General features: G+C 34.8%; 11 protein-coding genes and 2 pseudogenes. 1 reads left to right on the top strand and 12 read right to left on the bottom strand.

The features are described from left to right. From ACR65M_RS24450 to ACR65M_RS24400, 11 genes and pseudogenes are all read right to left on the bottom strand, one after another. Window positions 1–272 (bottom strand): annotated as a pseudogene (locus ACR65M_RS24450) (hypothetical protein); the annotation flags it as partial. 389 nt (window positions 273–661) lie between these two features. Beyond that, window positions 662–1,210 carry an NADPH-dependent FMN reductase gene (locus ACR65M_RS24445; RefSeq protein ID WP_440274643.1) on the bottom strand — a complete coding sequence of 183 codons (549 nt, stop codon included), beginning with the start codon at window positions 1,208–1,210 and terminating at the stop codon, window positions 662–664. Window positions 1,211–2,582: 1,372 nt separating this feature from the next. Continuing rightward, window positions 2,583–3,545, bottom strand: a complete 963-nt coding sequence (locus tag ACR65M_RS24440; RefSeq protein ID WP_033826666.1) for a VanZ family protein — start codon at window positions 3,543–3,545, stop codon at window positions 2,583–2,585. A gap of 655 nt (window positions 3,546–4,200) precedes the next feature. Beyond that, a complete protein-coding gene (locus ACR65M_RS24435) occupies window positions 4,201–5,115 on the bottom strand; it encodes an NAD(P)/FAD-dependent oxidoreductase (protein ID WP_306068092.1) in 915 nt (304 codons plus the stop codon). A gap of 547 nt (window positions 5,116–5,662) precedes the next feature. Then, window positions 5,663–6,064, bottom strand: coding sequence for an Rrf2 family transcriptional regulator (locus tag ACR65M_RS24430; protein ID WP_033826668.1), 402 nt, complete (start codon window positions 6,062–6,064; stop codon window positions 5,663–5,665). A gap of 443 nt (window positions 6,065–6,507) precedes the next feature. After that, window positions 6,508–7,350 carry a metal ABC transporter permease gene (locus ACR65M_RS24425; RefSeq protein WP_156987653.1) on the bottom strand — a complete coding sequence of 281 codons (843 nt, stop codon included), beginning with the start codon at window positions 7,348–7,350 and terminating at the stop codon, window positions 6,508–6,510. Further along, window positions 7,296–8,003 (bottom strand): metal ABC transporter ATP-binding protein, encoded by a 708-nt coding sequence (locus tag ACR65M_RS24420; RefSeq protein WP_033826670.1) that lies wholly within the window; start codon window positions 8,001–8,003, stop codon window positions 7,296–7,298. Before ACR65M_RS24420 ends, ACR65M_RS24425 begins: the two co-directional genes overlap by 55 nt. Before the next feature lie 130 nt (window positions 8,004–8,133). Continuing rightward, entirely contained in the window at window positions 8,134–9,672 is a 1,539-nt protein-coding gene (locus ACR65M_RS24415) for a metal ABC transporter solute-binding protein, Zn/Mn family (protein WP_156987657.1), read from the bottom strand. An 18-nt stretch (window positions 9,673–9,690) separates the two neighbouring features. Continuing rightward, window positions 9,691–9,828, bottom strand: a complete 138-nt coding sequence (locus ACR65M_RS24410) for a hypothetical protein (RefSeq protein WP_154665482.1) — start codon at window positions 9,826–9,828, stop codon at window positions 9,691–9,693. Window positions 9,829–10,036: 208 nt separating this feature from the next. Then, complete coding sequence (locus tag ACR65M_RS24405; protein ID WP_033826672.1) at window positions 10,037–11,026, bottom strand: ZinT family metal-binding protein; 990 nt, start codon at window positions 11,024–11,026, stop codon at window positions 10,037–10,039. A 106-nt stretch (window positions 11,027–11,132) separates the two neighbouring features. Beyond that, window positions 11,133–11,231, bottom strand: a complete 99-nt coding sequence (locus ACR65M_RS24400) for a hypothetical protein (RefSeq protein ID WP_440274644.1) — start codon at window positions 11,229–11,231, stop codon at window positions 11,133–11,135. Between the two features lie 785 nt (window positions 11,232–12,016). Between ACR65M_RS24400 and ACR65M_RS24395 the strand changes: the two genes are divergently transcribed. After that, complete coding sequence (locus ACR65M_RS24395) at window positions 12,017–12,175, top strand: hypothetical protein (RefSeq protein WP_440274642.1); 159 nt, start codon at window positions 12,017–12,019, stop codon at window positions 12,173–12,175. Between the two features lie 158 nt (window positions 12,176–12,333). Here the strand turns inward: ACR65M_RS24395 and ACR65M_RS24390 are convergent. After that, a pseudogene (locus ACR65M_RS24390) lies at window positions 12,334–12,653 on the bottom strand (sigma-70 family RNA polymerase sigma factor); the annotation flags it as partial. Between the last annotated feature and the right edge of the window lie 385 nt (window positions 12,654–13,038).

Here is a 13,038-nt window from a genome sequence, read left to right as displayed (position 1 = left end):
TTACAAAAAGCATTAAATGCACAGCGAACTTGCCACTCGGTACGATCTGGTTCTATCATGCATTTCCTCTCCCTTCGCAACTGCAAAGGTGGGTGATGATTTCCCCTTTCATAACCTTCAACAAGATTTTTTATGAAATGCCAAAAATAAGAGCAATATTTTAAAAAATATTCATTAAATACAAAAAAGCCCAACTGAACATAAGACAGCTGGGCATAAAAGTTGATATATTTTATTAGAAATTGTGTATTCGCACATTGCAGCCATCCCATAGCACTTTAAGACCTTTCTTGATAGGTCGAGTGATATTAAATCAGGGTAAACATAAATAAACACGGCGATAACCTCCTTCATATCGCCGTGTCCTTAATAAAGAGCGAACTTAATACACCTTTCGTAATCCTATTTTTCGCAAAAACGGCGGTTTTGAATTTTCTTATTTTCAAAACCGCCGTTTGATATTTTAACTATCTATATAGTTTTGCACTCCTAACAAACAACGGTTTTTTAGGTTGTATTCGTGCGTAAAGATATATGCTGTTAGCTCAAAAAATCAGCTCCTATTTAAATATCTAAATCCTTTTTTAGAAGAGTATTCAGAGTTAATATTTCGATAAATTATGAATGTTTTTAGAATCAAGAAGACTATTTGACCTATTTTCTAGTTGCGAACTGACTTTAAAGCGGATGCCCATGAATTTACTTGATCTAACATTTCATTAACATGTTTCTCGTGTAATTTTGCAGGTTTAAAAACATTAAATTCTTCAAAGTCTGTAAACATTGACAATGCGGGATGTGTGCGAACATCTGCAATACGCAACTCTGCCAAAATTCCTCGTAAATGCTCCGCTGCACGAACTCCTCCTGATGAACCATAGCTTACAATGCCAGCTGCTTTGTCATACCATTCATCTCGAGCTGAATCAAGGGCATTTTTTAATACTCCCGTAATGCTGTGATTGTATTCAGCAGTAATAAATACAAGCGCATCTAAACAACTAATTTTCTTTGACCATTCTAAGACTTGTTTTTCACCACTGATGTCTCCAAAGAAAGGTAAGTTATAATCTACGACATCGACAATCTCATAATTGGCATCACTGCGCTTGTCGGCAATTTCTTTTACCCATTCACCTACTTGTGGACTAACCCTTCCTGGGCGTGAGCTTCCTAGAATAATTCCAATAGTTAAATTGATTTTTGTCATCGTTCCATCCTCCTTAGGATTATTGTAAAATTGCATACACTGAATGGGAGAAGTATTCCCCCAACAAATAGGTAGTTATTAATAACTAACATAGCACCCAAAAAATTTATTAAATTTAAACCTCTGTGCTTCTAACATCCTCCTTAGATAGGACATCAAAATAAAAAATTAGAAGATACCAAGGAATATTATATTGCTCTACACCGAGGTGTTGAAGAGAACGCAAATATATTAAATAACATTGCTAATCATATAAAAAACGATATTTCTGAATCCTCTTCAGCATTAAGTAGAAAAGAGGTTTATCACTTGGATCAAACACTTAAAGTAGAAAACAAGTTAGATGAAATACTGAAATTATTGAAGGAAACTAAAAGCGATAGGCCTTAAATAAAAAGTACCCTAATCATCCTTTTCAGCCCCCTAATTATGATCTTCTAATTCGTCTGTAAAGCAGAGAAGAATTATCGATTAAGTTAAGGGTCTTCGTTCTTCGGATCTTTATGAGTCAGCCAAGTAGGATAAGGTGCGTAATAAAGTAATTAACGCTTTTAACGCACCCTAATTCATTGGGCTTCCACACCCAGACATATTAGAAATATTTACTGTTATATGGGAAAAGAGAAAGATTTCATAGCACTACTCCATTATATAAAAGAAAAAGATAATCTACAGGCCATATTAGTGCGATTGTTCAAATGAAGCAAATCATTTCGGATTATATTTCGACAGAGAGAATTCAATTTATATGCGAGCAATCAAACGGTCATTCTTCTTCTATGGACGAGAAGGATGAGATTACTTGACAGGCCGAATCAAACCTGGAGGCATATTAGAATAGGAAATTCTTTTTGCAAAACTTAGCCTTAGAAAACTTAACATATCACGGATTCGCGGATTTTTTGTTTTTCTTGGAATTGCAAGATAAAGCATGAATTTGAACGTATTTGGCTTAATTATTAAACTCCATAAGGAAAAATCTAAAGCCTAAATTAACAAAGAGTAGAATTTACTTTTCCAATAACAATAGAGACCTTTTGGCGTTTTTCCTACTTTTATATCCCTCGATATTGATTAAATGAATTTATTTTGTGAGAAAATGCGCTAGTATAAATAAGAATTTAGGAGGAACAGAAACTATGACAGTCTCAATGCGTTTAAGAAATGCTGGCAATAAAAAAGGCAGAATCTATCCCCGTTGACAAGCTCTATCGTTGTGCTTACCTTTACGATATTAAGTATTCACTAGTTTCGGATATTTAACTATATGTTTATTTAGCTAAATCTTTAATATGAGTTTTCAAGGTCTTTCCTCAACCACCGCATGTTTGGGGTGGAAAAAAAGACCATTATCTTGAACAAAACGTTTGGATCAATTCCAGAAATATTTCATTTCCCTAAACCCTACATCCCAAAGCTTTATATTTCCCTTAACGACTATCATAATCTTGCTTGTACGTTCAAGTGGAATTTCAAACATTTGTGGGAACAATTCCGGATAATTCATTTGCTCCGTTCCAGAGCCGGATAATACCTCACGACCATCGACTAAAACTCGTATACCTCCATCACTATCCATTAAGTCCGGTATTCCATAATAAAATGAAAAAATAATCTCCTTCTTGGACGTATACGTGTAGGTTTCACTTCCTTTGCTTTTGGCGTCAAATACATTATATTCAGGTTCAACGTTTTGACCGCTAACTTTAAAGCTGTACGGTTTTGTTCCTGCTGTTGTATGCCCGGAACTATCTTTCAGTTCATTCAAAGCTATAAAGGGACCCTCTGCTTTGGTCAACGTTTTCTCCACAATTCCGCAAATTGCTAATACCCCGATTAGAAGAACAATACACGAGATACCGGTAATAGCCATATTTAGCCAAAAGTTCTTTGTCCGATACCCCAGTTTGTACGCTCCGAATCCAATGCTTGCACCTAAAGAGTTTTGTATGGCATCGTTAATATCAAAGCTTCCGAGCAAAGTTAGTGCCTGTATGGTTTCGATCACGAGAATAGACAGGAAGAACAATGAAAAGAAACGAATAAACTTCACACGGAATAACAATGGAATCAATATGCCGAATGGAATGAAGGCTGCCACATTCCCTAGATCTACGAAATCCATCAGAGTAGGATGCAGAAAATCAGAAATCTTTGGCAAATGGTAGAACTCAATCGGAAAGAAAATAAAGGTGACCCCAGTCGTGCTTGCAGATGCACCTATTCTGCCGAAAGCGAAAAAAATAAAATATAGTATCAAAATAGTATAAAGAATAGTTACGGTAAAAATAACTGTACGTTTTTGTGGCAATGTTTTTTTGCCCTTGGCAGTCATATAAAAACACCTCCTGAAACAGTGTATCAAAAGTCATGTGTAAAATACATAGTATTGGAGAAAGCTGGATTACAAAAGAGGAGGACATTAAGACAAAATAGACTTCTGCAAAATGTATATGAAGATATTGACGTATATGGAACTCTTCAAGTAGAGTACAGGAATTGTTACTGAACTAAAGGGGGCTTCACAAAGAAGGAATGGCTCCTTTTTTGTGGAAATAATCTCATCTCTGGTTGTCTATCCGCTTCGTGGACAGAATTATCCTCCACACCGACTAAATATATTTACGGTTATTTCCACAAATTGACACGCCTGTTTTAGGACCGTTTTGCACAGTGGCAAACCGTGCAGGAGTATCCCTGCCACCTTTTCTAAAGAGTTGATTTATAAATGGTTCTGAACATAACTCACTACGAGTATATATTTTCATTTTTGTAAGCTATTATCACTTCATTTTTTTCAAAAATTACCATTGTTGAAAATGCTCCCCAAAGATAGAAGGAGATTTTTATTTTTAATCTGTCTACCAATGAGGAGTATTTCATAGTGCTGGAATCACTTTCTTCAAGTAGCTCGGCCTTATAAAAGTGTCTTTTACAAAGGGTACATTATAAATTTAAGGTCCTCTTCATAAATATATTTAGAATTTGAATCAAACGTTGCTCTTCTGCCATTCTTCTCGATTTAATTCTCCGTTTATTGCGGCTGCGGATCCAGCGCCTGAAGCAGCTGCAACAATAGATTGGTGCAAGTGTGTAGTTGCATCCCCCGCTGCATAAACACCAGGTACACTTGTTTTTCCAAACTCATCGACTTCAATTATTCCTGTATCCGATATACGGCAACCAAGTGCGACTGGCAATTCCGATCCAATTACCAATTCTGATTTGAAGAAAATTCCTGTGCACGGAATTTCTGTTCCATCTTCAAGCTTAACATGGTTTACCATGCCCTCATTTGATTGGATTGAATGAATTGGCGTATTGAATACCGGGATATTATGTGCACGCAATTCTTCACGTTCTGCTTCACTCAATTCATCAGGACCATTTGTACAAACTACTAACTGCTTCGACCACCCAGAAAGCAATGGGACAAAATGCATTAATGTCGCTCCTCTGTTTATGACAACTAATTGCTGATCCCTTAGTTCCCAGCCATCACAATACGGGCATACAAACGCACTCTTACCATAGACCTCCGCCAACCCTGGTATACCAAGATCACGCTCCTTCATTCCGATAGCAAACAACAGTTTTCTTGCGGCTATCTTCACCGCTGAAGCAGTTTCCAACAAAAATTGTCCATCTTCACCTACTATCAACTCGACCGTATCTTCCAAATGGGAAACCGACGGATACGTGCGAAGCTGTTCTTTTGCAATATTTCTAAATTCATGTGGGCTAATGCCATCACGTGTTAAAAAGGCATGAGCCTCTCTAGTGACAGCATTACGCGGTTGCCCCTCATCGATAATCAATGTCTTCTTCCTAGCTCGTCCTAATATAAGTCCAGCACTTAAACCAGCAGGACCTCCTCCAATAATAACAACATCAACTTCCTTCATGATTAACTCACTTCCTCTTATTAGATTAACTTTCCAAATGTGTATACGCCCAATAATTACTCTGTACATCTCATATGTTGTTAAGACCTAACCAGTACTACTGAAAATAACCATAATTCAGTTTATACTGTATTCTAACTGTGCTACGATGATTACATTACATGTTGGCATCACCTCCTTACATAAGAACTCATCCACTAGCTCATTTGACTTTTAAATAATTCGCACATCTTTGAAACACCATCGATAGGCGCTGATTTTCTCTGTATATGGATTTTTCAGTCATAAATCCCTAGTAAAATTCGATGACAGTTAGCGATATGAATATGCAGACTACGTACAGAAACTCCTCCTTAACTTTCGATTTTTTTCCTATAATCTTTCGGGGACATCGTTTTACAATACCGGATTAAAGATCGCTGTATCTTGAATCAACTTATACGGTACTTTTATACATGTTCATTTTTTGAATCTCCTAATTTTTTTTATAATTTCATTAAAGATTTTAGAGATATATATTATCTATAATTGGTTGAAAGAATATGTGCTAGAAAACGATGTTCATTTCCTGCACAAGATCGGACATTTTTTTATTTCTCAAATGCTCTTCCATTTTTTCCTCTGCTGCCAATACTACTCTTTGAATCGGACAATCTGGCCCGTGATCGAAACTACAATCAAACAAAGAGGCTGATCCCTCAATCGCATGAATAATGTCAAGAAATGAAATATCTCCCCAATTTCGTTTCAGCCTGTATCCACCATTCACTCCTGTTATGGATTCAATCATACCAGCCTTTACTAGCTTGGTCAGTATCTTGGACAGATAAGTTGGTGACACCTTTTGCTTCTCAGCAAGCAGCTGAACGCCAACAGGTTTATCCGGAGTCGCTGCAGTAAGAAAAAGCATCGTATGTAGAGCATAATCTGTAGCCTTTGAAAACTTCATTTATCATCACCCTAATTAAGGATTTTATTTATCTATAATAACTTGAATGTTGTTAGACGCCAAGTATAATGCATGGGCTATTATATTATAGTAGTTAGTCGAACTTCTTGAAAATGCTCTAATCGTGACTATAAATCCCCATTTCTCTCGTTATGAATGGTAATGCTTCTCTTATATATTCTTCTGCAGACACATTACTATGATATTGTCAATCTATTGTTACTCTATGCACCCAACTTAGTATAACAGCTTATAACCTATCCTTCTTTCTAATAATAGCTTGTAGAAATATTCTTTTAGTTCTTTTTTTATAATTTTTATATATTTGATTTGAAGGTTTCAATGATTTTCATACATTGAGAATTAAGTAGAGTTTGGAATTTAGTATTTGAAATAACAATTCTACGACGTAAACTCGATTTGTCTTTTCTGCTTATTTCATTCTAGCCTTGACTTTTATTAAATAGTCTATCAAATTTCAAGTAATGTAACATGTACTTTGCAAGTGTTATGACTGCAAAAATCAACATTAAAATTATTGTGATGGAAGCGCCTGGTGGTGTACCCAATTCATAAGAAGCGACTAAACCACTTAACATGCCGACAAGTGCAATGACCATTCCATTTAATATGACACCGTAGAAGCTTTTGCTTAAACGAAGCGAGATAGCTGCAGGTAAAATGATAATGGCTGAGACAAGTAAAGCCCCGACAATCGGCATTATTACTGCTATTGTGACCCCTGTTAACACATTAAACAAAATCGACATCATTTTAATAGGCAGGCCAACTGTAAAAGCTGTTTCCTCATCAAATGTAAGAACATACATAGGTTTTTGATATATTAAATATAATAATCCGATAATTATCGTTAATCCTAGTAACATCCATATTTGTTCTTTGTTAATAGTAACAATTGAACCGAATAGAAATTGCGTTACACTTAATGTAGTTCTACCAGCACCTATTTCCATCAAGACAAGCGCTACTGCCATTCCGACAGACATTAATATGGCAATCGAAATTTCAGAATATGTGCGATAAATCTGACGCAAAAATTCAAGTAGAATTGCGATGATGATTACCACGAGAATATTGGTCCATGTCGGATTGATACCAATTAACAGACCTAGCGCTACCCCAGCTAACGAGACATGAGATAAAGTATCTGCCATTAGTGATTGCCTACGCAATACCAAAAACAATCCTAATATTGGAGCGATTAATGAGATTAAAAATGAAGCTTGGAAAGCTCTTTGCATGAATCCATAGAAAAACATCTCCAAGGTGAGTCCTCCTTCCGTATCAACTCAATGTGTTTATTAGCGTAGTGACGAATCTCTTCATGATCATGTGTAACCATTAAAATACCCTTGTCATGCTCTGTACTATTGTGCTTCAATAATTTATAAAATTCATTACGTGAATGTACATCCATTCCAATTGTAGGTTCATCTAATATAAACAAATCTGGATCTGTTGAGAACACACGAGCAATTGATATCCGCTGCTTTTGTCCACCTGATAATTCCCCTATCTTTTTATGACGCATCTCCCACATTCCCACTGATTCAAGGGAACGACGAACATGCTCTTTATCTTCTTTATCTAACCTTTTAAACCATTTGCCTCTTTGAAAACGCCCTGACTGCACCAGTTCTAGTACAGTGCTCGGGAAACCTGCATTAAAGGAAGCGACCTGTTGGGAAACATAGCCTACAACTAACTTTTCACCCATACGGTTTTTAGATGAAAGTTGAACACTTCCTTTTGATGGTTTAAGGAGACCTAAAATATTCCGCAAAAGTGTTGTCTTAGCCGCACCATTTTCTCCCGTAAGCATCACAAAATCTCCTGGATCCACTTCAAAAGAAATATTTTCTAGTACTGGTTCATCTTCATAATGAAAGGCAAGATTTTTCACTTTAATATAATTCATATTAAACAACCTTTCTATTAGTTAGTTTATTCTTTCTACATATTCAAAATATGTAGCATATATAGCATTCTATTAATTAATAAATAGAATAATAATTTTTTAGTATCCACTCATCTAATTAATCAACATATTATTGAATACTTAACTGTAGAGATTTCAGGTTCTCACGCATTGCGTCTAAATAGCCTAAATTCTTATCATGTAATTCTTTAGATATTACTTCTAAATCATATAGTACTGCTGTCTCCGTTCCTGTTTCATTGGCGACAGTTTGTGCAATTGCTGAGTTAGCTCCTTGTTGATAATAGATAACTGGCACATTATATTCTTTCACTAAGTCTCCAATCTCTGCAATACGTGAAGGACTTGGTTCGACTTCTGTAGATAAGCCACCAATAGCAATCTGCTCTAAATTATAACGCTTAGCAAGGTATCCAAACGCTTGGTGTTGTACGACAAACACCCGATTTTTTGCATCTTTAAATGCGGATTCATAATTTTTATGCAATTCATGAAGTTCTTTAATAAATGATTCCGCATTTTTTTCGTAGATGTCTTTTCCATCTGGATCCGCATTAATAAGTGCGTCACGGATAACCTTTACTTGCTCTTGTGCCAAAACTGGATCTAACCAAATATGAGGATCTTGATTGTCATGATTGTCAATTAAAACGGACACTGGCTCTGATTCTGCGTAAACATTATGATCATTATCATAAAGTACTGCTTTAACTTCAAAACTTTCTTCAGACGTTTTATACTCAAAATGGTCCGTTTCTTGACCAGTGACTACTTCCCATTCTTCATAATGGTTTTCGCGTGTAAGCCATTGCCAATTCTCAAGGTCAGTCTCTTCTTTAAGCTTAGCAACAAGTGAAACGACATCTCCTGTATGATAATGATCAGCAATCCCGATTATATCCACTTTTGCAGTTGTTTCTTCACTTCCATGTTCGTGGTCATGGTTTTGATCGTGTCCATGATGATTATCAATAACAATTTCTATTATTTCTGACTGTGCAATTTCATTATGAGCTTCATCATATAATACCGCTCGCACCTCAAAACTTTCTTCAATTGCTTCATAATTGAATTCAGGTCCAAATTGATTTGGAACAGTTTTCCACTCCTCGTCAGAACCTTTTCTTGTATACCAATGCCAATGATCATAATCTACACCTTCATCAATTTCTGCAATTAACTTAATCATGTCACCCTTATGATAATGGTGCTCAACACCATTAATTGTTATAATTTCAGTAGCTTCATGATTTGTTTCATGATGATGACTATGTCCGTGGTCATGATTGGCTAAATCAACACCATCCGCTGCACGAGCTATAACAAGATTATCGTTTTCAATTGTTTTGAGTAGGCTGCTTACCCAATGCTCCATATCTTCACTACTATAAACAAACACGTCTGCTTCATTGACATGTGCCACGTCTTTAGCACTTGGTTCATAGTGGTGTGCATCTTGCCCATCAGAGACCATTAACATTACGTCTGCTCGATCCCCAGCTACTTGTTTAGTAAATTCATACATTGGATAAAATGATGTTATAACCGAAAGCTTATTATCTGAAGTGTTTTCTTCATTTTGACAGCCAAAAAGAATAACACCAATCATTGTAATAAGTAAAATTGCCACTAAGCTATTTCGTTTCATTTCTTTCTCTCCTTTTACCTACATTAAAAATTTATCTCCTTTAACTCCCTCTAAAAATGATTCATTATCAAATGTGGTGGTGAGAAATATATCTTTCTCGATTTTTAAACCTTTTTTGACTAGAGTCTTTCCCTCTTCTTTGTCTTTTTGTTTCACAGCTTTTGGTGAACAAAGAGGGGGGAGTCTGTTTTTTGTCCTATTTTTAGGTATTGATTCAACTCACCACCACATTCATTATAGAGCCCTATAAATCTATAAAGGTTTATTTTTTTCTAAATAAAATATCTTGAGAAGAATAGAAACAGACATTGTCACTGATACTGCTTTTTAACATCTTTATTGGCAAGTTACTTCTAAAATGCCACTAATGAGCTAACATATCACGCACTAGACCTTCTGCATCTAACTCCGCTGGATAATATGTTGGCCAATTCGTAACTTCTTCTAATAGTTCATCTCGATCATCTCCCCAGTATAAATGGAAATGATCTGAGTCGACTGGAAAAATATTATGATCGCTAAATTGAATATATTGAGGCATACCTTCTGTTCCATCTACTAATTTATAAATAAAACGAACTCCTCTATTACCTTTTTCATAAGTAAGGATTTCATATCCATCTGATTCGTACTCACCTGAGTATTCTTTACCGTTTTGGTAGAATGTTACAACATTATTCTCAATCTTGATGTGATCTACATCTGTTTCATATCCTACTGTGTAATACTCTTTATACTCTTCAGCAGTCATATCTCCGTTTTTTGCTTTATGTTCAAACACAACATCTAAATCTCCAGATAAAAGATATGGATAAACAGACTGCCAATCTCCATCCCAATCAGATAACTCACGGTCTATCACTTGCTCGTCTTCAAAATATCCTTGATAGATTCGTTGACTTGCTTCGTCATGTCCATGATGATCATCAATGACGATTTTAACTGGCTCTGATTGAACGATTGGCTCGTGATTATCATCAAACAAAACAACTTTTAATTCTAAGCCATCAGTCGTTGCCTCGCCTATGAATGTTTCTGTTTCCTGACCTGAAACGACTTCCCATTCTTCACTTGTACTTTCTCTACTATACCAGTGCCAATGTTCATACTCTGATTCTTCATCTAATACAGCTGATAACTCAATTTTATCTCCAGTATGATAATGCGCTGCGAGACCTTCAATTTTTATCCCAACTTGTGTCTCTTCATCATTCGAATGCTCATCAACGTGATCGTGTTCCTCATCATGAATTTCTTCTTTCCCTCTTACTTGCTCTTCTTTCATTCCTTGACATGCTGTTAAAACCAAACAAAGTAATAACGAGCTGAATAAACCAATTAGTAGTTTCTTCATTTTCTCATCTCCAATCTTCTATCTATTATTTTTATATAAAACGTAATTGTTACGTTTTATACCTCATACTTATCCAAATCAATACATCTTTTTGTCTAGATTGAAATTAATTATTTTGTTTCCCGATAAAAGTATGTCTTTTCAAACGAGAACAAAACTTTTTGTTTGCAATACGGTCAAGATTTGTTCGCTTATTATTTGTAATAATATAATTTCTGTCGCTTGCTTATGTAGATGCTAAAGTAATTTTGACTCCCATTACTTTCCCCCCCAAATAATTGATATGTTTCTTTGCGTAGACATTGTTGCTTCTAAAATAAAATTATTTCGAAAACTAGAATATACAAAAACTCGATGTATTGAATTATTAAGTTAATATTCAATCGATTCTTGAGGATAAAACGTAATGATTACGATTTGAAATGTACCTCATTATTATAAATCGTAATCATTACTATTTGCAACAGTTTTTTCTCTCACATACTAAATAATAGCAATCAGCTAATTTCCCTAATCATGTGGACTTGAAAATTGGTTGTGTTTTAAATTCGGTAATTGCGAAGATCTCAACTCCTCTTTTATTTTCTATAACCTAAATGGACTTATAAAAAATCTAACATTTAGGAGTCACTACCATTAAACGGCATTTATTTGTTATACAAGCCCTTGTTATTTAATATTTTTAATTGCAGTTGTATACATAAATACCGTGTTGCTTACTTGATTTACTCGATGTTAGAAATCTTTAGCTATAAATAGTCAAAGAAAACATCCGCACCTCCGAATTTGTACATTTGAATTGAACACTTTTTCACAATTAAATACACTTCTAATAAACTGGGTTATTTAGTTTATTGGTAGGAACTAATGGATTAGAATTAGTGTTATTTATGTGTTGAGATTCATCGTTTACATGACAACGCATTAAGGATTTCGTAAGTTGCGAGGAAGTTAAAAGCTTTACGTAAAACAATCTATAAGTATTTGAATATGACATTTGAAGAAGCCTGTTTAATGAAAGCGTTTTCGAGGAAATTATTAAGCCTTTTAAATACAGGTGAAGATAATAATGCTGTAAAATGTATTATTGAAAAATATGCCAATCTATCTGATTTTGAGCTTACGTTGTCTAAAGTAAAAATTTCGTAAATAATAATTGTATTCAACTAACATCTATCAGTTTGGTTCAAATTGGTTCTAGTAACATCAATTTCAACCCTTTTTCATACATTTTTATCCATATAACAATTCCCAAAACGTTGATATAAAAGGATTTCGATGGATTAGGTATATTTAGATTTCATCTAGACATTTCTCATATCCATAAAATAATAAAGTATAATAATCCTGCGTTTTTCTTTGTCAGGTTTCGTAATGCTTCACTTAACAAATCACTTTTTACACCAATGTTAGAACCGTACACTGTGAACATTTGCAAATCCGTGGCATAGTGATCAAAAGTAAATAATTGATTCACAAGAGAATTCTCTGCATTAGAAAAGGAAATTTCTTGTTTTGAAATTCTCGATAGATTTTTGAAATGATTTTTACGCTCATCTTCCATCGCACTCTTACAGATATAATAAAATTGATTTTCTATGGTTGGTTGAAAAGAAGATGGTTTCATTTTTCTCACCTCCTTTCGTGTCATAAAAGGAAGTGAGCTATACTCTATTTTCTCCCTTTGTACTAAGTCCCAACACAAAAGAGATGTTTGTTGCATAATTGAAAAAACTACTTAAAAAATTCTCAACAAACAAAAAACACATAAACAGATTGCTCAGTCTATTTCTATTGTATCGCCAATAGAAACACAATTCAGCCTGTAATATCAGAAATGATGCCATATTTTTTCATTAATTTATTTTGAACCATGTAATATTCTTTCTCGGTAATTATTTACGGGTTAGCAGTTGTTTTAACATAGCAATTTGTATACTATAAGGAATCAAGTTCTGTTTCAAAAAACACGCCCCCTTATAATTAATCAATTAAAATCAGACGGCTGTTGG

The sequence above is a fragment of the Ferdinandcohnia sp. SAFN-114 genome (assembly GCF_059415045.1).
The sequence above is the reverse complement of the archived record's forward strand: the minus strand, read 5'-3'. Positions and strand labels throughout refer to the sequence as shown.

What these genes read in the sequence shown, in the direction of transcription:
- ACR65M_RS24405 (WP_033826672.1), bottom strand. Translation starts at nt 11,026, where the DNA reads ATGAAGAAACTACTAATTGGTTTATTCAGCTCGTTATTACTTTGTTTG.
- ACR65M_RS24415 (WP_156987657.1), bottom strand. Translation starts at nt 9,672, where the DNA reads ATGAAACGAAATAGCTTAGTGGCAATTTTACTTATTACAATGATTGGT.
- ACR65M_RS24395 (WP_440274642.1), top strand. Translation starts at nt 12,017, where the DNA reads ATGACATTTGAAGAAGCCTGTTTAATGAAAGCGTTTTCGAGGAAATTA.
- ACR65M_RS24440 (WP_033826666.1), bottom strand. Translation starts at nt 3,545, where the DNA reads ATGACTGCCAAGGGCAAAAAAACATTGCCACAAAAACGTACAGTTATT.
- ACR65M_RS24430 (WP_033826668.1), bottom strand. Translation starts at nt 6,064, where the DNA reads ATGAAGTTTTCAAAGGCTACAGATTATGCTCTACATACGATGCTTTTT.
- ACR65M_RS24445 (WP_440274643.1), bottom strand. Translation starts at nt 1,210, where the DNA reads ATGACAAAAATCAATTTAACTATTGGAATTATTCTAGGAAGCTCACGC.
- ACR65M_RS24420 (WP_033826670.1), bottom strand. Translation starts at nt 8,003, where the DNA reads ATGAATTATATTAAAGTGAAAAATCTTGCCTTTCATTATGAAGATGAA.
- ACR65M_RS24435 (WP_306068092.1), bottom strand. Translation starts at nt 5,115, where the DNA reads ATGAAGGAAGTTGATGTTGTTATTATTGGAGGAGGTCCTGCTGGTTTA.